This is a genomic window from Protofrankia sp. CiT1 (assembly GCF_917627335.1).
GTDB lineage: Bacteria > Actinomycetota > Actinomycetes > Frankiales > Frankiaceae > Protofrankia.
In genome coordinates, this window is sequence record NZ_CAKJTP010000014.1 from 1 (window position 1) to 20,245 (window position 20,245).

Consider the following 20,245-nt stretch of genomic DNA (forward strand, 5'->3'; position numbering starts at 1 on the left):
GGCTGGCTGAGCCGGACCGGGGCCGGTCGCCCCAGCGCCTGGGGCGGGTGGCCGGGGCGGGGCGGCCGGGATGCCTGGCCGACCAGGCATCCGCGGACCGGGACGGGGGGGCACAGGTCCTGGCCGGGCGCCAGTAGCACCCGGCCGGCTTCCGTTGCCCTGCGTGTTGCCCTGGGACGTACCGCCGCGGGCGGACGACCGCTGCGTTGCCGCGCCTTCGACCGGGAATGACTCCTTGAGCTTTCGAACGACGGGTGCCTCGACTGTGGACGAAGCCGACTTCACGAACTCACCAAGATCCTTTAGTTTGGCGAGCACGGTCTTGCTGTCGACTCCAAGCTCCTTGGCGAGCTCGTGTACGCGGGCCTTTCCTACCACGGTGCTCCTTCTTTCGGCCCGCGGTCCGCCCGCGTGACCCTCGTTACCTGCTGGTCGTGATCATGGCTGCGTGCTCATCGCGCGGTCATCGCTGTCTCGACCTGCTTCCATGTCGACATCAGGTGATGTCGTCCAATCTTCCGTGAACTGCTTGACCAGGTGGCCCCTGACACGCCCAAGCCCAAGTGGCCCTGGAACGCGCAGCGCTCGCGGGAACGCCCTGCGGCGCTCCGCGAGATCGAGGCAGGCCAGGTCGGGATGCAGGTGTGCCCCCCGCCCTGGCATTCGACGGTGAACATCGGGTACGAGCTCACCACCAACTACCACCATACGCACCAAGTCGCTCCGCACCGCCCGGGTACGGCACCCTACGCAGGTGCGAAGCGGCTCCGCACGGCGCGCCGCCATCAGTCTATCCCGTTGCGCCCGCGGAGTGGTTGCCAGCAGCTGGCGACCTCCGGGCCGCGGGCGGCGTCGTGACCCGCCGGGGCACCGATTCAGGACCTTCTTTCGACGCCGGGCCACCGCTGCCTTCCGTATCCGAATGGATGTCAATGCGCCAACCGGTCAGCCGGGCGGCCAGCCGGGCATTCTGCCCTTCCCGGCCGATGGCGAGGGAAAGCTGGTAATCCGGCACGACCACCCGGGCCGAGCGAGCCGCCTCGTCGGTGACGTCGACGCGAGCGACCCGCGCCGGCGACAGCGCGTTACCCACGAAGACAGCCGGTTCGGCGGACCAGTCGACGATATCGATCTTCTCGCCGCACAGTTCGGCCATGACGGCGCGCACCCGGCTGCCCATCGGACCGATACAGGCGCCCTTCGGGTTCACTCCAGCGACGGTCGACCGAACGGCGATCTTACTGCGGTGCCCCGCTTCCCGCGCGATCGCGGCGATCTCCACCGTGCCGTCCGCCACCTCCGGGACCTCCAGCCGGAACAGGCCTTTGACCAGTTCCGGATGGGTTCGCGACAGTGTCACGGTGAGACCGTGCGCCCCGCGGACGACACTGACGACATAGCACTTGACGCGGTCACCGTGTTCGAACCGCTCGCCGGGGACCTGTTCGGCCGGCGGGAGCACACCCTCGACAGTGCCGAGGTCCACCAGGACGACCTTGGAACCGGCCCGCTGTTCGTGATGTTGCACGACCCCGGAGACGACGTCATGCTCGCGGTCGGCATATTGCCCGTAGGTGATTTCCTGCTGCGCCTCGCGCAGCCGTTGCATGATTACCTGCTTGGCCGTCATCGTCGCGATCCGGCCAAAATCGTCGGGTGTGTCCTCCCATTCACGGGTCATCCCGTCCACGGAGGTCTCCCGGGCGTAGACCGCGACATACCCCGACGTCCGGTCGACGACCACACGGGCGTCCTGCGCCGCGCCGCCGGTGTGCCGGTAGGCCGTCAGCAACGCGGTCTCGATCGCCTCCACCAGCGTGTCGAAGGAGATGTCCTTCTCCCGTTCGATCCCGCGCAGTGCCGCTACATCGAGTTTCATCGTTCCCCCTCCCCCTCCGCGTCCACCCCGGTCGCAGGATCCTCGCCGGTCGTACGGAACTCCACCTGTACCTCGGCCCGGACGACATCCGCGAAGGATATTCGCGTCACCGCGCCGGCTGGCCCATTGTGGTCATCCATCGTGAGATCAACCGATTCGGGCCCGCTGGTGCGTACTCGGCCGAGCAGCTGCCTGCCGTCCCGGGTGCGCACCGAAACCAGCCGTCCCCGGGCCCGGCGCCAGTGCCGGGCCGCGATCAGCGGGCGGTCCACCCCTGGCGAGCTCACCTCGAGCACATACGGACCAGACACGGGTCCGTCGCCATCGACCGCGTCGAGGGCAGCGGAGACAAGCCGGCTGGCCACGGCGACCGCGTCCAGATCGATACCCTCGTCACGATCCACCACCACCCGCAGCACGCTGCGGGAGCCCGCCCGGGTGATGACGACGTCCTCCAGGTCAAACCCGTGGGTCGCCAGCTCTGGCGCAAGCAGCTGGAGCAGCTCGGCCCGGCCAGCCCTGCTGGCCCGGCCCCGGTCCGCGGCGTCCGCGCCGCGCGACCGGCCCCGCCCGCCACCGGCATTGGTTGCGGCCACGGCGTCGCCCACGTCGACCCGCTCCTCTCCTTCGCCACGCGTCGGCATGACATCCTCTCGAGATCCTCAGCCTACGTCGGTCACGGCCCGAGCCTCATCCGGGGCATCCGGAGCTCTGTGTCAAGCTGCTGGTCCGTGAGCCCGATGATTCCCGGCCATGGATGCTCTAGGCGCGCCCTGCTCGGCGTGCTGCCCATGACGGCGGCCGCAGCCCTGGCCGGATGCAGCTGGACACGATCGCCTCGGGAGCCCGCCACCACCCCGGTGACGACCACCGCGGACGACGCGCTGCGCCGGTCCGCGGTCGAGTCGGAACAGGGGCTGCTCGTCGCGTACGATCGAGCTATTCTTGCGTATCCGTCAGTCGCGGCCACGCTGCGTGTGGTACGGGCTCACCACGCCGAGCATGTCAGCCGCCTGCTGGCGGCCACGACGGCCGCACCCGATGGGCCGTCACCGGCTGTCACCGTTGCGAGCACGCCTGACGTGGCCACGTCCGCGCCGGCAACCATGGCGGCGCTGCTGAAGCTGGAGCGTGGCGCCGCGGCTTCCCTGCGTGCGCAGTGCCTGGCCGCGTCGGCGAGTCTGGCACCGCTGCTGGCCAGCATCCGCGCGGCCGAGACCGCCCATGGCGAGCTGCTCGCCCCGCTGGTCGGCTGAGCCTGATGCCGGCCCCGCGGCAGCGCCCACCCGCCCCTGACACGGTACAGACGCTGTCGAACCTGCTTGCCGTTGAGCACGCCGCCGTGTATGCCGCCGCCGCGGCCGGCGGTGAGCTGGCTCCACTACGGTCAGCCGCGGAATCGACCCGCGTCCTCGCCGAGAACGCGTTCGCCGCCCATCGAGAGCTGCGCGACCGGCTGGTGGCCGAGATCCTCGACCGGGGCGGCACCGCGCCACCGGCCCAGGCCGCCTACCAGCTGCCTGCGCTATCCGGTGACCTGGCCGGAGTGCTACTGCTGCTGGCCGGCATCGAGGACCGCTCGTCGGCCGCGGCATACGACGCGATCGGCGAGCTGACCGGTGAGATGCGCGCGCTGGTGACCGATGCGCTGACGGGGATGGCCGTGCGCGGCCAGCAGGCTCGTGTCGCGGCCGGCCAGCCGGTGGCCCAGGCCAGCCGGGCGCTACCCGGCGCGTGAGAACGGCCGGTGGAGCCCGGCCGCCCAACCGTCCAGGACACCGAGTAACCGCCCGAGCCGCCCGATCACCGCGTCGGCCCCGGCCGCACCGCGCGATCCTCGCTCCCCCGGCCGAGGAGCCGCGCCGTCGGACAGCAGCACGGTCCGCATCCCGACCGCGCGGGCCCCGGCTATGTCACTCGCTGGACGGTCGCCGACAAACACCGCCGTCCGAGGGTCGCGCACGCCGAGCGAGGCGAGCACGGCGCGGAACGCATCCGGGTGCGGCTTGGCGAAAGGCAGATCGTTGGTGTAGACCCGGGCGTCGATCAGGTCCAGCAGACCGTCCCGGGCAAGCCATCGTGAGTGCCACGCGCGGGGCCAGTGCGTGTTGGTCAACAAACCGATCCGCAGCCCGCGGGTACGCACAAGGTGCAACAGCAGCAGCGCGTCCGGGTCGCACACCGTGTGCGGCGTCCAGGCGCACAGGTCATGCCGGCCAACCACCCGATGCACGGCGCTGGCCACGTCAAGCCCGACCGCCGTCGACGCCACGGCGAGCAGCTCGGTGACCGTCCCGCTGCGGCCCGACCCGCCAGCTGTTGCCCACCACTGCTGTTCGGAGCCCGCCAGCGCCCGGGTCAGTTCCCGCACGCGGCCCGGGGCGAGGTCGTGCGCGACCAGCCGCCACAGGTCCAGCAGGTCCGCGTCGTGAAAAGGGGTCAGGGTGCCGCCCCAGTCGAAGACCACCGCCTCGACAGCCGGCACCGGCGCTGGCTGCGGAACCAGCGGAACCGATGAAACCGGATGAACGCCGTTGGTCACCGGGCGACCCAGGCGTCCTGGTCCTGGCTGAGTTCGCAGACGATGGACGGCAGGTTCCCGCCGGCGACATCGGCCAGTGTGACCTCCTCCAGCACCCGCCGCAGGCTGACCCGTACCGCGATCCACACATCCTGGAGGTGCTTGGCCGCGCCCTCGTACGCCGCGTCCTCCGGCCGGCGGCCCCGTACGCTCGCCAGCGGGCCGTCGGTCGCTCGGATCACCATCGCGATGGTGATCTCACCCGCTGGCCGACAGAGCTGGTAACCGCCGTCAGCGCCACGCCTGCTCGCCACCAAGCCGCTCCGGCGGAGATCGGTGAGGATGTTCTCCAGGAACCGCAGCGGCAGGTCCTGCGCGGTCGCCAGGCTCTCGCCCTTCACGAGCTCCCCGTCGGAAGCTGCCAGTGTCAGCAACGCGCGCAGGGCATAGTCAGCTCGTGCGGAGATCTGCATGTCTCCATCTTGCCGGCCATAGTCCTAGCGCGCTCCACATAGCTGGGCCCCTCGGGGCCACCCCTCCTCCCTGCTGCCGAGACGGGTCCTGCCCTGCCTCAGCGTGACTGTTCGGGCAGGAGCCCCCGGCGGGCGCGCATCCGACGGTCCACGGCGTTGAACGCGGCGTCCACCAGAACTCCGATAATGAAGATTGTCAGCATGGATGCGATCACACCGGTCGCCTCCAGGAACTGACGGCTGTTCTCCAGATCCGAGCCGATGGACGGGTGGCCGGGCACGATGACCAGCAGCTCACCAGCCATCAGGCTCCGCCAGGCGAACGCCCAGCCCTGTTTCAGCCCAGCCACCACCGACGGCAGCGCCGCCGGTGCCACCACGAACCGGTAGAGCTTCAGGCCACGTGCGCCCATGGTGTGACCGGCTCTGGTCAGCAGCGGCGGAACATAGTCGATACCACTGATGACACCGTTGGCGACCGACGGTGCCGCACCGAGCACGACAACAAAGAGGATCGCTGATTCAGTGAGCCTGAACAGCAGGATCGCCAGCGGGAACCAGACGATCGAGGGCATGGTCTGCAACGCGGTGATGAACGAGCCGACCGCGCTCCGCAGCAGCGTGAACCGGGACACGGCCAGCCCCACCGCCGCGCCGATCAGGACCGCCAACGCATACCCGACGAAGGCACGCTGCATGGTGCGGGCGAATGCCGACCAGAAGTCGGCGCTTGTGACCCGGCGCCCGAGCTCCGGCAACGCCTCATCCGGGCCGGGCAGTACGTAGGACGGTTTCCAGCCGCTCCAGACCAGGGCCTGCCACAACAACAGGAAAATCGCGACGGCTCCCAGCTTCGGCCAGGTCGCCGACCATATCCGCAAGGCGAGCGGGCGCCTGGGCGCCTGGCCGGTGTCAAGGGCGTCCAGACCAGCGAGGGCCACGTCGGTGGATGCGTTCCGGGAGACACGGAACACATCGGATTCGATGGTCGTCTCAGCGGCCATGGCGACTCACCTCCGCCCGCAGCCGAGCAGTGATCGTCACGGCCAGCGCCGCGACCTCCGGCGCGTCAATACGGCGGGGGCGGTCGATCCCGACGTCGAAGATCTCGGCCACCCGCCCCGGCCGGCTCGACAGCAGCACGATGCGGTCCCCCAGCCGCACTGCCTCCCGCACGTCATGGGTGACGAACAGGACGGTGACTCCGGTCTCGCGCCAGATCCGCTCCAGCTCGTCATGCAACAGGTCCCGCGTCATCGCGTCGAGCGCGCCGAAGGGCTCGTCCATGCACAAGACGTCGGCATCCTGGGCGAACGCCCTGGCCAGGCTGACCCGCTGGCGCATCCCGCCGGAAAGTTCGTGCGGACGCTTGTCCGCGAGACCCGCAAGGCGAACCATGGCCAGCAGCTCCTCGACCCGGCTGGCGCGATCAGCCCGGGGAACGCCCCGGATCTTCATCGGGAGGGCGATGTTTCCCCCCGCGGTGAGCCAGGGCAGCAAGGCCGAATCCTGGAACATCAGACCGACCTTGCGCCCGCCGACGTCGACGCCGCCGGAACTGGGTCGGTCAATACCGGCGAGAATGCCCAGCAGGGTCGACTTACCGCAGCCGGAAGCGCCCAGCAGGCAGACAAACTCCCCCGGGCGGACGTTGAAGGAAACATTGTCAAGCGCCTGGACGCGGTGTGGGCCGGACCCGAAGGCCCGGCTCACACCGTCGATCCGTACCGCGCTTGCGTCAATGACAGCGGTCACGGAATCTTCTCCCCCTGTTACCCAACCGGATCTACTTCTACTTCGACGCCACCGAATCCTTGCCCTGCGTTTTCAACAGGGCATTCAGAGTAGTCAGATCGAAAATTCCGTCCAGGTTGGCCTTGGTCGTCAGGCCCAGCTCCTGTGCATGATCGGCCGAAGTGACAAGCGATGACGCGACCGGGTCGGGCGTGAATGTCAGCCGCTGCCATGCCGGCGCGATCACGGTATCCGCCAACGGCTTGCCGGAAAGTTTCGCCAGCCCTTGATTGGTGACCTGCTGGCCCTTGGCCGGGTCCGCGCCCAGCGCGTCGATCGAGGCGACGTTCGCCGCCACCAAGCGCCTGACGATCTCGGGGTGGCTCTGCGCGTAATCGGTGCGCACAACCAGCAAGGTGGTGACGAACTTGCCGTCAGGCCACTGCGAGGCCTCGTCCACCAGCAGTTTGCCGCCATCGGCGACCATCCTGGACAAGGTGGGCTCGGGTACCCAGGCCCCGTCTATGGCGCCTGACTTGAAGGCATCCACCGTCACCGCGTTATCCTGCGGGCGGATCTGGACGTCGCCGCCGCCGTTCTTGTCGGTGGCCAGGCCGTGCTGCTTGAGGTAGTACCGCAGCGCCACATCCTGGGTGTTGGCCAGACCAGGGCTGGCGATGACCTTACCGCGCAGCTGGTCGACCGAGGTGATGCCGCTCTTCACCACCAGGCCAGCCCCGCCGGAGGTCGCACCCGAGATGATGCGCAGCGCCGCGCCCTTGGATTTGACGAAGGTGTTGACCGCGGGATTGGGCCCGATGTATCCAGCGTCAAGCGCACCGGAGAGGATCGCCTCGGCCTCCTGGGTGCCCGAATTGAACGTCGAGGTCTCAATCTTCACTCCCGCGCCGAGCTTGGCGGCGAAGATTCCCTGATCAAGACCGTAGATAGCGGCTGCGTGAGTGAGGTTCGGAAAGTAACCGAGCCGCAGCGTTCCCGTCGGAGCGGCAGCCGAGCTCGCTGTCGCCACGCTGGCGTCGTTCCCCCCACTCGAGCAGGCCGTTGCCGCCAACGCCAGCGCGCCGGCCGCGAGCAGTGGCGTGATTCGACGCCACAGCCTCCTCGATGACATCAGTCTTCCCCCATATGTGCTGTCTCACGGCAAGGGCGCCTCACGACGCCATGCAAACCGATCGAACTAGTCGGAAAACTGAGCATGCCAGAGGAAGGGCCACCACGCCAGACCCAGGAGCAGGTCAAAAGGCGCCGATGACAGCTCAGAACAGGATCGACGCGAAGGTCCCGACCCGGTGGAAACCGATCCGTTCATAAGCTCGGCGCGCAGCGTGATTGAACTCGTTGACATAGAGGCTGACCACGGGCGCGAGGGTAGCCTGAGCGATCGCCACCACGCTCGCGGTGCCTGCTGCCCCGAGCCCTCTGCCCCGTAGCTCAGGAGCCACCCACACGCCCTGAATCTGGCAGACGTCTCCAGCCACCGCGCCGATCTCGGCCTTGAACACGACCCGTCCGTCTTCGATGCGGGCAAAGGAACGGCGCCGGCTGACAAACTCGGCGACCCTGGCCCGGTAGAGCGCCCCGCCGTCGACAAGTACCGGAGACACTCCGATCTCCTCGGTGAACATCGCCACGCACGCCGGCAGCAGGAGATCCAGCTCGTCAGGACGGACAGGGCGCACGGCGGGGTCAGGAGCCACCGCGGGGGATTCGGAGATCACCAACAGTGGCTGGTCCGCCCGGACCTCACGGGCTGGTCCCCAGGCCGGTTCCAGGTACCGCCACATGAGCTGGACCGCATCCGCCACGCCGACGATCGAGGAACATCGACGGCCCTGACGGCGAGCCCGGTCGGCAAACGCCTTCGCCGAAGCCGGACCCGCCGCGACAGGCCAGAGGTTCGCGCCTGAGTAACACACCGCGGTCAAGCGGCCGTCCACCACATGGCCCCACATCTGCGCGCCCAACCGCCAGGGGGCGAGCCCGCATGTCTCCACCCGGGAGGCGACGAAGACGTCCGCGACCGGGTTACGCGCGAGCACCTCCCGTACCGCGGGCAGGTCGTGATCGTCGAGTAGACGGGTGGGAGCGGAGCGCAGCGGAAGGCCCATGATCACAATCGCCGGGAACTACCCGACCGACACCGAAGGCTCGCCGGATGCCGCCCCATCAGCCTCCATCTGCTCGGCCAGCCGCATGGCTTCCTCGATCAGAGTCTCGACGATCTGCGCCTCAGCAACGGTCTTGACAACCTTGCCCCGGACAAAAATCTGACCCTTGCCGTTACCCGAGGCCACGCCGAGATCAGCCTCACGGGCCTCACCCGGTCCGTTCACCACGCAGCCCATGACGGCGACCCGAAGCGGCACCGTCATTCCCTCCAGTCCGGCGGTGACCTCTTCCGCCAGTTTGTAGACGTCGACCTGCGCCCGGCCGCAGGACGGGCACGAAACAATCTCCAAGCTGCGCTGACGCAGCCCCAGGGACGCAAGGATCCCGATGCCGACCTTGACCTCCTCAACGGGAGGCGCGGACAGCGACACCCGCAGCGTGTCACCGATGCCCTCCGCGAGCAACGCGCCAAAGGCCACCGCCGACTTGATGGTGCCCTGGAAGGCCGGCCCAGCCTCGGTGACCCCCAGATGCAACGGGTAGTCACAACGTTGCGCAAGCAACCGGTACGCCTGGATCATCACAACTGGATCATGGTGCTTGACGGAAATCTTGATATCGGTGAAACCGTGCTCCTCGAACAGGGAGCACTCCCACAGCGCCGACTCCACCAGCGCCTCCGGGGTCGCCCGGCCGTACTTGGCCAGCAGACGCTTGTCCAACGAGCCCGCGTTCACGCCGATCCGGATAGGCGTGGCCGCGGCGGAAGCGGCGCGAGCGATCTCCCCGACCTTGTCGTCGAATGTCTTGATGTTGCCGGGGTTGACCCGGACCGCCGCGCAACCCGCATCGATCGCGGCGAAAACGTACTTCGGCTGGAAGTGGATGTCCGCGATCACCGGGATCGGCGACTTCTTCGCGATGGCGGCCAGCGCGTCGGCATCGTCCTGGCTGGGGACAGCCACCCGCACGATCTGACAGCCGGCCGCGGTCAGCTGCGCGATCTGCTGCAACGTGGAGTTGACGTCGGACGTGAGCGTCGTGGTCATGGACTGGACGGAGACCGGCGCGTCCCCACCGACCGGCACGCTGCCGACCTGGATCTGCTTGCTACGACGCCGGGTGACGAGCGGGATGGCCGGCGCTTCGGGCATGCCGAGAGTTATTGTCACGATGTCCTCACTGGCGTGTCGATGCTCGGAAGCTGGATGGAAGCTGGACGGAAGGTCATGCGGTACTGGCCAACGCCGGAGGACGCGGTGTCGCTGACAGCAGGCCACCATCTAGGCCCTCGGCACCGCCGGGCGCAAAAATATGATCACATACTCCTCAACCACCAGAGACCCTTGGGAACCACCGGGCGCGCGAAAAAAATTATGATCGCACGCTCTTTGGCCACCAACTCCTCCTTCGCCGTACGGGACCCGCTGTCCGCGTGTCGCGCGGGCACGCAACCGCCCGGCGCAACAGGCGCCAAGGCCTGTCCGATGGATATCGGTCGATGCGGGTGGTGATCCAGCAGGTGGTCCGCAAGGCGGAGGAGGAGCCGATAGTGGTGTTCTACCGGTGACGACGACAACGCGGTGGGGCGCCTGCTGAGCATCGATCCGCGCGATCGAAGATCCATCAGACAGGCCCTAGTTGAAACTGATCGGATTGACAATGTCGGCGGACAGAATGAGCAAGCTCAGGACAACGAAGAACGCAACCATGGCGTATGCCGCGGGCAGAAGTTTCACGAGGTCGACCCGTTTCACCGGCCCCCGGTAACCGGTCAGTCGGCGCGCCCCGTGCCGCGCCTGCTCGAAGCCGAGAACCGCCAGGTGCCCGCCGTCCAGCGGGAACAGCGGTAGCAGGTTGAACAGGCCGACCGCCAGGTTGACCCCGGCCACCAGCACGAGGAAGTCACCTATCCGCTGGCCGACGGAAACGTCCTGCGCCGACAGCAGTTCACCGCCGGCCCGTGCCGCGCCGACCACGCCGACCAGACCGTTTGCGTTCCGGTCCTTGCCGAAGAGGTTCGTGAGGTCACCCAGCCGGTGGACCAACGTGTCGTACATCCCGGTGACGCCACCGCCGAGGATGCGCGCGGTTCTCGGGATGGCCGAAATCGGGTTGTAACGCACAACGTCGACGCCCTGCGCAATGCCGATTGCCCCGACCTGATCATTGCCCGCCAGCCCGGTCTGACGGTCACGACGGACCGAGACCAGCTCGGGCCGTAGTGTGAGGATCTGACCGCCCCGGTCGACAACGAGGGTCGCGAACCCCGGACCATGATCACGAATGAGGCGGGTGAACTGCGCCCAGTCCCGGATCGGCGTCCCGTCGAAGCTCACGACCCGATCGCCGACGCGCACACCAGCCAGCTCGGCTGGCCCTACCGACGCCTGCGGGGCACACGGGCCACTCACTGGCACGCAGACCGTCCGGCCGACCTTGTTATCGCTGGGACGCATGGTCCCGAGCAGCAGCAGCACACTGTAGATCAGCACAATGGCGATGACGAAGTGCATGAACGACCCCGCCGCCAACACCACCGCCCGCTGGCGTGCTGGCCGGCTGTGGAAAGCCCGATCGGCGTCAGCCGGATCAATCTCCTCGAGTGGGGTCATCCCTTCGATCTTGACGAATCCCCCGGCCGGAAGCGCCTTGATCCCGTACTCGGTCTCACCCCGAGTACGGGACCACAGCGTCGGGCCGAACCCGACGAAGAACTTCGATGCCTTCATGCCGTAGTGACGAGCCGTCACAAAGTGGCCGGCTTCATGGAGAACGATGGAGACGATCAGGGCCAAGGCAAACGCGACGATACCAATCGCGTTGGTCATGGTGCGATCACACCCCGATCACAGCGCTGGAGAATCTCGCGTTGTACCTCAGTGTCACGAAGGCATCACTGTTCGATCAACTCCTTGATCGATGATGGCACGCACCTGTTCACGCGCCTCCTGCTCCGTACTCAACACCTCGTTGAGGCTCGGATGTTGCACCACCGTATGCGCCGTGACCACTTCGGCCACAACATCGACAATGCGCACGAACGGCAGGCGGTGCCCGAGGAAGGCCGCCACGGCCTCCTCATTGGCGGCGTTGAAAACGGCGGGCGCCGTCCCACCACGACGCCCGGCCTCACGGGCGAGATCGATCGCCGGAAACGCGACCGCGTCCACGGGCTCGAAGGTCAACGACTGGGCGCGCCGCCAGTCCATCGGGGCCTGTGCATCGGGTATCCGATCGGGCCATCCCAGGGCAAGGGCGATCGGCAGGCGCATGTCCGGCGGGGAAACCTGCGCCAACGTCGACCCGTCGACGAACTCGACCATCGAGTGCACCAGCGACTGCGGGTGGACGACAACGTCGATGTCGTCATAGGGCACCCCGAAGAACAGATGCGCCTCGATCAGCTCGAGACCCTTGTTCATGAGGGTGGCCGAGTTGATCGTAACAAGCGGCCCCATGTCCCAGGTGGGGTGCGCCAGCGCCTGCTCTGTTGTCACCTGGCCCAGTTCAGCGCGGGAACGGCCCCGAAAGGGCCCCCCGCTGGCGGTGAGGACAAGTTTACGAACCTCCTCGGCCCGGCCGCCCCGCAGGCACTGGGCAAGCGCCGAATGCTCGGAATCCACCGGGACCAGCCGGGAGGGGTCGCCGTCCAGCGCATCCAGCACCAGGGGGCCACCGGCGACCAGTGACTCCTTGTTGGCAAGGGCCACCGTACGGCCAGCCCGCAGCGCGGCGAGCGTGGGCGCGAGGCCGACCGACCCGGTGATGCCGTTGAGGACGACGTCGGCGGGCCACGCGGCGATCTCCGTGGCCCCTTCCGGCCCGGTCAGGATCTTCGGGATGGCGTACTCGCCCTTACGGAAGCCCCGCCGGGAGGCCTCCGCGTAGAAGGCGAGCTGGAGATCCTGCGCTGCGGAGGCCCGGGCTACGCCAACCGCCTCGACACCCAGCTCAAGGGCCTGAGCAGCCAGCAGGTCAACCCTTGCCCCACCGCCGGTCAGCGCGACGACGCGGAACCGGTCGGGATTGCGTTTCACCACATCAATGGCCTGGGTTCCGATGGAACCAGTCGAACCAAGCAGGACAACCTCGCGCGGCAGCGGCGTCTCGACCACGTCGACCATTGTCGCAGGCGCCCGGACGCCACGCCGACACGTGTTCGCCACCCGACACCTGGCCCCGCCTGGGCAGGACTCCCGCGCCGGAAAGAGGACAGTGGTCACCGATAAAGTGTTCTTTGCCATAGTCAGGCCGACCTCAACCTGAATAGGCGAAATTCACCAAAAACCAATGACTCCGCGTGAGCAGGTATGCGGCACGCCCCCATATACACCGACACGCTGCCATCATGAAAATACGCACCGTTATCACATGTTCTCGGGGAATGGGAGGCCCCGTATCCGTTGATTCGCGGAGGGACTATTGGCGGGATGCTTCGGTAGCGCTGGAGGACGCGCCGGTGCTACCCGGCGCCTGGGTGGCCGGCGCCTGGGTGGCCGGCGTGGGCGTCGGATGCCCGCGGAAGAAGGCCAGGGCGACCTCGGTGGCGCTGAACTGCGACCGCGTCGCGCCCTTAGGCGGGTCAGCGTCCGGATCGGGCCACATGTGGCCGCCGCCCACGGCCGCCAGTAGACCCACATCACGGCCAGCGGGGCAGGCGGTGAACACCAGCCGCCGAAGCGCGGTGGTGTCGCGCGTCCATGTGTTCGCCGGCCCGCAGCCCATGAATCCGGCATAACGATCAAGACGGGCCTGCATCGGCTGTGCCTGGGTGCCATCGAAGGGGGCGGGACGATCCGCTCCCCCGCCTTCCAGTGGTGTCACCGGGTCGCTGGTGCCATTGATCGCCAGTAGGCTCGAGCCGGGCGTGGGACAGCTGGTGGGCATGACGGCGAAGGCAACCGGCACAATCGCGGCGAAGGTCCCCGGCAGGGCACAGGCAGCCGTAACCGCCATGTCGGCACCATCGGCAAAACCGGTGGCGAACACTTTGCGGTTGTCCAGGCACATCCGGGCGGTCAGATCATTGATGATCGCGGACACGAATGCCACATCGTCCGGCCCGATGGTGGCCCTGCGCACGAAGTTCCACCGATCGTTGGCACCCTGCGGGGCGACAACCACATAACCTTCCGCGTTACCGATCTGCGCCAGGTGGGCATAGCGCTCCAGCGCGGACGCATCCTCGCCGAAGGCGTGGAAGGCGAGGACGAGCGGCAGCGCCTTGGTGTGGGCATCGGTGGCAGGCACCGCCAGCTGATACGTCCGGGTGTCTGCCCCGACCCGGACCGACTGCTGACTCGATCCGGCCGCGATGGTCCTGCCGGTCACACATCCGCTCACAACGGTTGGCGACGCCGGCACAGCGTGGGGTGACCCGGCTGCGCCGGAGGTCCCCAGGGCAGTGCCGGCGCTGCCCGCGGCGGTGCCCCCGTTGGACGTGCCTGTGCCAGCCTGCCCCGCCTGGGTCCGCGAGCCACTGTCGCCGCTGAAATAGAGGACCAGGCCGATGACGATCAGAATAGCCCCGGCCGCGCCGGTCATCGAAACCCAACGCGGGTTACGGTTACTCCGGGAGACAGATCGGCGGGACGAGCGACGGTCACCCGGTGGCACTGTCGCTCCGGTCCGGCTCGCCAGCCGCCAGCTGTCCACACGCCGCCGCGATGTCGCGCCCTCTGGTATCACGTACAGTCGCGGCGATGCCCCGCTGGCGTAGCCGACGGACGAACTCCCGCTCGCGACGCCGTTCGCTGGCCTGCCAGGACACCGCGCGGGTTGGGTTGAGGGGGATCAGGTTGACGTGCACGAGCCTGCCGGCGAGGAGGCCGGCCAGGGCATCAGCGCGTTCCGGCTGGTCGTTGACACCATCGATCAGTGCGTACTCGATGCTCACCCGGCGCCCGGTCGCCTCGGCGTACCCCCAGGCCGCGGCAAGTACCTCCGCCACCGGCCAGCGCCTGTTCACCGGAACAAGGCGATCACGCAACTCGTCGTCAGGAGCGTGCAGGGAAACCGCCAGCGTCACCGGCAGACCCGTCGTGGCCAGGCGGCGGATCGCCGGCACAAGTCCGACCGTGCTCACCGTGATGGAGCGAGCCGACAGGCCCAGGCCCGCCGGTGCCGGGTCGCTGAGGATCCGCACCGCGGCGATCACAGTGGCATAGTTGGCCAACGGCTCTCCCATACCCATGAACACGACATTCGACAGCCGGGCCGGATCACCGGCAAGCTCTCCGCGGACGAGCGTCCGTCCCGCCGCGACCACCTGCTCCACGATCTCGGCCGTGGACAGGTTACGCGTGAGCCCGCCCTGGCCGGTCGCGCAGAACGGGCAGCCCATTCCGCACCCGGCCTGGCTGGACACGCAGACCGTGCTGCGGCCGGGATAGCGCATCAGAACCGATTCGATCAGTACACCGTCAAAAGCCCGCCACAGTGTCTTACGGGTGTCTCCAGCATCGCAGGTGGTGACCTTCACCGGCGTCAGCAGCGTCGGCAGCAGTGCCTCGACAAGCGCGGCGCGGGACACCGCCGGAAGATCCGTCATCGCCTCCACATCGTCGGCGCACAGCTGTCTGGCGAAGTAGTGGCGGGAGACCTGGTCTGCCCGGAAGGCCGGCTCGCCCAGGGAGACGGCCAGCTCACGCCGCTGTTCGGTGGTGAGGTCGGCGAGATGGCGGGGCGGCCGCGCCCGCGCGGAGCGGACCAGCGGCAGCGCTGCCGAGGCGGTGGGGGAAGCGGTCATGGCCTGTCCAGTCTGCCAGGTCACGGGCGCGGCGCGAAGGCACTGATCAGCAGCCAGGCAACGGGTGCCGCGCACAGCACCGAGTCCAGCCGGTCCATGATTCCGCCGTGGCCGGGCAGCAGCGAACCCATGTCCTTGATACCGATATCCCTCTTGAGCAACGACTCACCCAGGTCACCGATGGTCGCCGTACAGGCGATCGCGACACCGAGCACCGCGCCCTGCCAGAGCGCCGCGTGCAGCGGCCAGGCCATCGAAACAGCGGCGACAAGCACGCAGACGACGACGGAACCGGCAAAACCCTCCCAGGATTTACCCGGGGACACCGTCGGAGCGAGCTTGTGCCGCCCGCCCGAAAGCACGCCGGCGGTGTAGCCGCCGATGTCGCTGGCGGCAGCGGTCGCCAGAAACGCGACCATCCGCCGGGGCCCGTCCGGTGGGCTGGTCAGCAGGGCCGCGAAACCGGCTGGAAGACCTACGTACGCCACGCAGAAGACAGCAGCCGCGACATCCGCAAACAGATGATCGCCGGAATACGCGAGCCGCCAGGCCGTCGCCGCAAAGATCGTTATTGCCAGGGCCAGCACCAGGCCGGATGTACCGGTGAGGTAAGCCACCACCGGCATGGCCGCCGTTCCCACCGCGAGCGGTGGCAAGGCAATCGTGCGCCCGCTCAGCCGGAACGCCCTGACCAGCTCAAACATGCCGGCCGCGACAGCTGTGCAGATGACGGCGATCCATAGCGGGCGCAACGTGAACAGAGGCACAATAATGATCAATGCCAGTATGACACCGACCACGATCGCCGCGGGAAGGTCCCGCCCCGCTCGCACCCGACGCGTCGCGGGCTCACGGGTCACGTGCTCGACCCCCGTCACCGGGTCCTCGGCCACATGAGTGCTGGCGATATCGCCCTGGAACGTGTTCGGCTCACGGCAACGGACAACGGAGAGTGCCTGCCAATGTCGATCAGACCGCCAACAGCTCCGACTCCTTGTGTCGCAGCAGCTCGTCCACCTGACCGACATAGCGATGCGTTGCCTCGTCCAAGTCCTTCTCCGCGCGCCGGCCCTCGTCCTCACCCGCATCGCCGTCGCGGACGATACGATCGATCGCCTCCTTGGCATGCCGGCGGACGTTACGAATGCTGATCTTCGCATCCTCCGCCTTGGTGCGCGCGACCTTGGCGAGGTCCCGTCGGCGCTGCTCGGAGAGCTCGGGAAAGACGCAACGGATAATCGTCCCGTCGTTGCTCGGGTTCACCCCGAGGTCGGAGTCGCGGACCGCCTTTTCGACAGCTGCCAGTGACCCCTTGTCGTACGGCGTAATGATCACCATTCTCGGCTCTGGTATGTGGAAGGAGGCCAGCTGGCTCACGGGCGTCGGCGCGCCGTAGTAGTCGACGAGAACCTTCGAGAACACCGAAGGAGTGATCCGCCCCGTCCGGATGTTGGCAAAGTCGTCCTTCGCGACCAGGACCGCCTTCTCCATTTTCTCCTCGGCCTCGAGGAGCACGTCGTCGATCACCATCATCCTTCCGTTCCGCCCTCGTCCACACTGACCAGAGTGCCGATCTTCTCACCGCGGACGGCCCGCAGGATGTTCCCCTCCGTCAGCAGGTCGAAAACCATGATCGGCAGCCGATTGTCCATGCACAGGCTGATGGCCGTAGCGTCCATGACCTTCAGCCCACGAGCCAGCACCTCGCCGTAGACGAGCGAATCAAACCGAACCGCGTGGGGATTCGTCGTGGGATCCGCGTCGTAGACGCCGTCGACCTTGGTCGCTTTGAGGACAGCCTGTGCTTTGATCTCCAGAGCCCGTTGCGCGGCGGTGGTATCCGTGGAGAAGAACGGCGCGCCCAGCCCCGCCCCGAAGATGACAACACGGCCCTTCTCCAGGTGCCGGATGGCCCGCAGAGGCAGGTAAGGCTCGGCGACCTGACCCATGGCGATCGCCGTCTGCACCCGCGTCACGACTCCCTGACGCTCCAGGACATCCTGCAGGGCAAGACAGTTGATCACGGTGGCGAGCATCCCCATGTAGTCGGCCCTGGCACGGTCGACACCACGCTCGGCAAGGCGTTGGCCACGGAACATGTTGCCGCCACCGACCACGACCGCGACCTCAATGCCTGTCCGGCTCGCCTCCGCGATCTGGCGCGCGATGGTGGCCACCGTGTCCGGATCGATGCCGAGAGGTTCGCCCCCGGCAAACGCCTCACCGGACAGCTTCAGCAGCACACGATGCCAGCGCACCGCCGCCAACTCACGACCGGCTGGAGCGTCTGCATCCCTGCTGGCGTTATCGGTCACGATCGGCCCCCTCGCCGTCAGCCACGATCATCGGCCGGTGGATGTGCACTGCCGGCCAGTCTGCCTCACCTCCGCACGCGGGAACATCTCAGGCCGCGCATCCGGCCCGTTCGCCTGCACGCGGCGGGAAGTACGGTCAGCTCTGCTTGACGTTAAAACGGGCGAAACGACCAATCTCAATCTTTTCACCAAGAGCTGAGGCGGCCTGTTCGAGCAGCGCGCGGATGGTGATCTTACCATCCCGGACCCAGGGCTGCTCAAGCAGGACCACCGACTTCACGTAACCGTTCAGTTTGCCTTCGACAATCTTCGGGAGGGCTGCCTCGGGCTTACCATCCTCGCGCGCGGTGGCCTCGTAGATCTTCTTTTCCTGCTCGATGACCTCGTTCGGGATCTGTTCCGCGGTCACGTAGAGCGGGTCGGCCGCCGCGATGTGCTGCGCGATGTCACGCCCGAGCTGCTTGAACTGATCGGTCTTGGCAACGAAGTCGGTCTCGCACCTCAGTTCCAGCAGAACGCCGATAGTAGGCGGCAGCTGCGGGTCGGTCTTGTGCAGATAGGAGTCGACCAGACCGTTCGACGCACTGCGCCCGGCCCGTTTGGCAACCTGTGCCAGACCCTTCTCTCGCAGCCACGACTTGGCCTTCTCAAAGTCGCCGTCGTTCTCGACGAGCGCTTTCTTGACGTCGCTCATGCCAGCGCCGGTCAGTTCCCGGAGCTTGCGGATGTCAGCGGCTGTGATCTCTGCCATGGTGTTCTTCTCGTTCCGTCTGGCTACTGGTGGCTGTTGGTGGCTGGGGCTCATGGGCTGGCGTATTCGCGGGGCCGGCACCGCCAGGCCGTCATCGCCGGCGCGCCGGCCCCGTTTCGCGATCACTTCTCAAAAACCGTCGGTCCGCTGGGGCATATCTGATGGATGGTGGTCAAGGTGGGCAAGGATCCAGGCAGCGACCCGCGCAGCGGCGGAGGTCCGGACAGCGGTGTCCTGTCCGGACCGACGAGCCAGCGCCCCCGGGCGGCACACAAAGCGGCCGGGGCAGCAATGCGCCAGGACACTCGCTGGGCATCGAGTGCAGGGACCCGCGCGGACGCGAAGCGTTCGGGCGAGGGGTGAAGCGATCGACGATCCATCAGACACGCCCTAGGCCGAAGCCGCCGAGCACGGAAGGGTATCTTTTAGATCTTCTCAGACCCGAACCGCGGCAGCACCCACCGCGGTGACGGTGTCGGAATCAATCTGGCCCGCTCCGTTGCGCTCGTGGTCGGCCTTCCGCTCGGACGCTGGTTCAGCCGTTGCGGATTCGGTGGATGCGGTCGCCGCCGCAGGCTCGGCCACCGCCACCGCATCCCGGCCACGCAGAAGTTCTTCCTCCCAGGCGGTCAGCGGCTCTCCCCCGGTGGGCACGTCGGGCTTGTCGTCCATCAACGTCGATCCGCCCGCGCGGGAGCGCAGCCCGTCCGCCACCGCATCGGCCACCACCCGAGTGAGCAGGGTCGCGCTGCGGATGGCGTCGTCATTACCGGGAATCGGGTAGTCGACCTCATCTGGATCACAGTTGGTGTCCAGAATCGCCACCACCGGAATCCCCAGTTTGCGCGCTTCGCCGACGGCGATGTGCTCCTTCTTCGTATCGACAACCCAGACCGCGCTCGGCACACGGGCCATATCGCGTATACCACCTAGGGTGCGCTCAAGCTTGGCCTTCTCACGGGAAAGAACAAGCTGTTCCTTCTTCGTCCGGACCTCCGTGCCGCCGGTCAGCTCGATTTCCTCAAGCTCCTTCAGCCGCTGGAGGCGCTTGTAGACCGTCGAGAAGTTCGTCAGCATCCCGCCGAGCCAGCGCTCCTTGACATAAGGCATACCGACCCGCTGTGCCTGCTCTTCGATGGCTTCCTGGGCCTGCTTCTTGGTGCCGATGAACAGGACCGTACCGCCGTGGGCGACGGTCTCCTTCACGAAATCATAGGCGCGGTCGATGTAGGACAGCGTCTGCTGCAGATCGATAATGTAGATGCCATTACGTTCGGTGAAGATAAAGCGCTTCATCTTCGGATTCCAGCGCTTTGTCTGGTGCCCGAAGTGGACGCCGCTTTCAAGCAACTGCTTCATGGTGACGACAGCCATGGCTAGTCGCTCCCTTCCTGCGCCAGGCGGACCGGCGCACCTCGGTTGCAGGCCCCGACCGGCGACCGGGGCCCCTGACGCCCTGCTGGCCCCTACCACCGCGGGAACGGCGGACCGAGGAAGCCTTCCCCGCCATGCCGGGAAGGCGGGCAGAGAAAGGGCGCGTGGATTCAGCTCGACGGCACGAGCCGTGCCTTCGATCCTACGCCCACCCGCACCGCGCTTCTCGGCGGGTTGTCCACAGGCGTCATCCCAGGCGTGACCGGAAGCTCCGGCGCGGGCAGCGTGGCAGCCAGGGCAACCGCGCCCGCCCGACG

The 20,245-nt window shown here is 67.4% G+C and carries 22 protein-coding genes; 2 read left to right on the forward strand and 20 right to left on the reverse strand.

Annotated elements, in window-relative coordinates; all coding sequences use genetic code 11:
* The 4 genes from MJ785_RS04240 to rimP form a co-directional block, all read right to left on the reverse strand.
* A partial coding sequence (locus tag MJ785_RS04240) for a translation initiation factor IF-2 N-terminal domain-containing protein (protein ID WP_239380065.1) occupies positions 1-378 on the reverse strand: 378 nt, incomplete at its 3' end.
* A gap of 60 nt (positions 379-438) precedes the next feature.
* On the reverse strand, positions 439-786 hold the full coding sequence (locus MJ785_RS04245; RefSeq protein ID WP_255720292.1) for a YlxR family protein: 348 nt from the start codon (positions 784-786) through the stop codon (positions 439-441).
* 4 nt (positions 787-790) lie between these two features.
* Positions 791-1,879 carry a transcription termination factor NusA gene (gene nusA, locus MJ785_RS04250; protein ID WP_239310493.1) on the reverse strand — a complete coding sequence of 363 codons (1,089 nt, stop codon included), beginning with the start codon at positions 1,877-1,879 and terminating at the stop codon, positions 791-793.
* Entirely contained in the window at positions 1,876-2,523 is a 648-nt protein-coding gene (gene rimP, locus MJ785_RS04255) for a ribosome maturation factor RimP (RefSeq protein ID WP_239310492.1), read from the reverse strand. Before rimP ends, nusA begins: the two co-directional genes overlap by 4 nt.
* A gap of 216 nt (positions 2,524-2,739) precedes the next feature.
* Between rimP and MJ785_RS04260 the strand changes: the two genes are divergently transcribed.
* Entirely contained in the window at positions 2,740-3,135 is a 396-nt protein-coding gene (locus tag MJ785_RS04260; protein WP_239380066.1) for a hypothetical protein, read from the forward strand.
* A gap of 5 nt (positions 3,136-3,140) precedes the next feature.
* Positions 3,141-3,617, forward strand: coding sequence for a DUF4439 domain-containing protein (locus tag MJ785_RS04265; protein WP_239310490.1), 477 nt, complete (start codon positions 3,141-3,143; stop codon positions 3,615-3,617).
* Here the strand turns inward: MJ785_RS04265 and MJ785_RS04270 are convergent.
* The 16 genes from MJ785_RS04270 to rpsB form a co-directional block, all read right to left on the reverse strand.
* Positions 3,603-4,421, reverse strand: coding sequence for an HAD family hydrolase (locus MJ785_RS04270; RefSeq protein ID WP_239380067.1), 819 nt, complete (start codon positions 4,419-4,421; stop codon positions 3,603-3,605). The two genes, MJ785_RS04265 and MJ785_RS04270, sit on opposite strands and share 15 nt — an antisense overlap.
* Complete coding sequence (locus tag MJ785_RS04275) at positions 4,418-4,873, reverse strand: Rrf2 family transcriptional regulator (protein WP_239310488.1); 456 nt, start codon at positions 4,871-4,873, stop codon at positions 4,418-4,420. The genes MJ785_RS04270 and MJ785_RS04275 overlap by 4 nt, the downstream gene beginning before the upstream one ends.
* Positions 4,874-4,971: 98 nt before the next feature.
* Complete coding sequence (locus tag MJ785_RS04280; protein ID WP_239310487.1) at positions 4,972-5,877, reverse strand: ABC transporter permease; 906 nt, start codon at positions 5,875-5,877, stop codon at positions 4,972-4,974.
* Positions 5,867-6,628 (reverse strand): ABC transporter ATP-binding protein, encoded by a 762-nt coding sequence (locus MJ785_RS04285; protein ID WP_239310486.1) that lies wholly within the window; start codon positions 6,626-6,628, stop codon positions 5,867-5,869. The genes MJ785_RS04280 and MJ785_RS04285 overlap by 11 nt, the downstream gene beginning before the upstream one ends.
* A 37-nt stretch (positions 6,629-6,665) precedes the next feature.
* The gene (locus MJ785_RS04290) at positions 6,666-7,739 is read right to left on the reverse strand and encodes an ABC transporter substrate-binding protein (RefSeq protein WP_239347664.1); all 1,074 of its coding nucleotides are present in this window, start codon (positions 7,737-7,739) and stop codon (positions 6,666-6,668) included.
* A 145-nt stretch (positions 7,740-7,884) separates the two neighbouring features.
* Complete coding sequence (locus MJ785_RS04295) at positions 7,885-8,736, reverse strand: GNAT family N-acetyltransferase (protein ID WP_239310484.1); 852 nt, start codon at positions 8,734-8,736, stop codon at positions 7,885-7,887.
* A gap of 18 nt (positions 8,737-8,754) precedes the next feature.
* Positions 8,755-9,909 (reverse strand): flavodoxin-dependent (E)-4-hydroxy-3-methylbut-2-enyl-diphosphate synthase, encoded by a 1,155-nt coding sequence (gene ispG / locus MJ785_RS04300; protein ID WP_239310483.1) that lies wholly within the window; start codon positions 9,907-9,909, stop codon positions 8,755-8,757.
* Between the two features lie 465 nt (positions 9,910-10,374).
* Complete coding sequence (locus tag MJ785_RS04305; RefSeq protein WP_239310482.1) at positions 10,375-11,568, reverse strand: RIP metalloprotease; 1,194 nt, start codon at positions 11,566-11,568, stop codon at positions 10,375-10,377.
* A 54-nt stretch (positions 11,569-11,622) separates the two neighbouring features.
* The gene (gene dxr, locus MJ785_RS04310; RefSeq protein ID WP_239310481.1) at positions 11,623-12,864 is read right to left on the reverse strand and encodes a 1-deoxy-D-xylulose-5-phosphate reductoisomerase; all 1,242 of its coding nucleotides are present in this window, start codon (positions 12,862-12,864) and stop codon (positions 11,623-11,625) included.
* Positions 12,865-13,159: 295 nt separating this feature from the next.
* A complete protein-coding gene (locus MJ785_RS04315; protein ID WP_239380068.1) occupies positions 13,160-14,284 on the reverse strand; it encodes a PHB depolymerase family esterase in 1,125 nt (374 codons plus the stop codon).
* Positions 14,285-14,342: 58 nt separating this feature from the next.
* Positions 14,343-15,488, reverse strand: coding sequence for a 23S rRNA (adenine(2503)-C(2))-methyltransferase RlmN (gene rlmN / locus MJ785_RS04320; RefSeq protein ID WP_239310480.1), 1,146 nt, complete (start codon positions 15,486-15,488; stop codon positions 14,343-14,345).
* A 20-nt stretch (positions 15,489-15,508) separates the two neighbouring features.
* Positions 15,509-16,366: a phosphatidate cytidylyltransferase gene (locus MJ785_RS04325; protein ID WP_239310479.1), complete on the reverse strand. Its 858-nt coding sequence runs from the start codon at positions 16,364-16,366 to the stop codon at positions 15,509-15,511.
* A gap of 91 nt (positions 16,367-16,457) precedes the next feature.
* On the reverse strand, positions 16,458-17,015 hold the full coding sequence (frr, locus tag MJ785_RS04330; protein WP_239310495.1) for a ribosome recycling factor: 558 nt from the start codon (positions 17,013-17,015) through the stop codon (positions 16,458-16,460).
* A gap of 2 nt (positions 17,016-17,017) precedes the next feature.
* Positions 17,018-17,803, reverse strand: coding sequence for a UMP kinase (pyrH, locus tag MJ785_RS04335; RefSeq protein WP_370651605.1), 786 nt, complete (start codon positions 17,801-17,803; stop codon positions 17,018-17,020).
* Between the two features lie 136 nt (positions 17,804-17,939).
* The gene (gene tsf / locus MJ785_RS04340) at positions 17,940-18,554 is read right to left on the reverse strand and encodes a translation elongation factor Ts (protein WP_239310478.1); all 615 of its coding nucleotides are present in this window, start codon (positions 18,552-18,554) and stop codon (positions 17,940-17,942) included.
* Between the two features lie 435 nt (positions 18,555-18,989).
* On the reverse strand, positions 18,990-19,928 hold the full coding sequence (gene rpsB, locus MJ785_RS04345) for a 30S ribosomal protein S2 (RefSeq protein WP_239310477.1): 939 nt from the start codon (positions 19,926-19,928) through the stop codon (positions 18,990-18,992).
* Positions 19,929-20,245: the final 317 nt, after the last annotated feature.

Bases quoted from the DNA above. Each gene is read 5' to 3' on its own strand.
- MJ785_RS04245 (WP_255720292.1), bottom strand. From the start codon at position 786: ATGGCGGCGCGCCGTGCGGAGCCGCTTCGCACCTGCGTAGGGTGCCGT.
- nusA (WP_239310493.1), bottom strand. From the start codon at position 1,879: ATGAAACTCGATGTAGCGGCACTGCGCGGGATCGAACGGGAGAAGGAC.
- rimP (WP_239310492.1), bottom strand. From the start codon at position 2,523: ATGCCGACGCGTGGCGAAGGAGAGGAGCGGGTCGACGTGGGCGACGCC.
- MJ785_RS04265 (WP_239310490.1), top strand. From the start codon at position 3,141: ATGCCGGCCCCGCGGCAGCGCCCACCCGCCCCTGACACGGTACAGACG.
- MJ785_RS04275 (WP_239310488.1), bottom strand. From the start codon at position 4,873: ATGCAGATCTCCGCACGAGCTGACTATGCCCTGCGCGCGTTGCTGACA.
- MJ785_RS04280 (WP_239310487.1), bottom strand. From the start codon at position 5,877: ATGGCCGCTGAGACGACCATCGAATCCGATGTGTTCCGTGTCTCCCGG.
- MJ785_RS04290 (WP_239347664.1), bottom strand. From the start codon at position 7,739: ATGTCATCGAGGAGGCTGTGGCGTCGAATCACGCCACTGCTCGCGGCC.
- MJ785_RS04295 (WP_239310484.1), bottom strand. From the start codon at position 8,736: ATGGGCCTTCCGCTGCGCTCCGCTCCCACCCGTCTACTCGACGATCAC.
- MJ785_RS04305 (WP_239310482.1), bottom strand. From the start codon at position 11,568: ATGACCAACGCGATTGGTATCGTCGCGTTTGCCTTGGCCCTGATCGTC.
- dxr (WP_239310481.1), bottom strand. From the start codon at position 12,864: ATGGTCGACGTGGTCGAGACGCCGCTGCCGCGCGAGGTTGTCCTGCTT.
- MJ785_RS04315 (WP_239380068.1), bottom strand. From the start codon at position 14,284: ATGACCGGCGCGGCCGGGGCTATTCTGATCGTCATCGGCCTGGTCCTC.
- rlmN (WP_239310480.1), bottom strand. From the start codon at position 15,488: ATGACCGCTTCCCCCACCGCCTCGGCAGCGCTGCCGCTGGTCCGCTCC.
- tsf (WP_239310478.1), bottom strand. From the start codon at position 18,554: ATGGCAGAGATCACAGCCGCTGACATCCGCAAGCTCCGGGAACTGACC.
- rpsB (WP_239310477.1), bottom strand. From the start codon at position 19,928: ATGGCTGTCGTCACCATGAAGCAGTTGCTTGAAAGCGGCGTCCACTTC.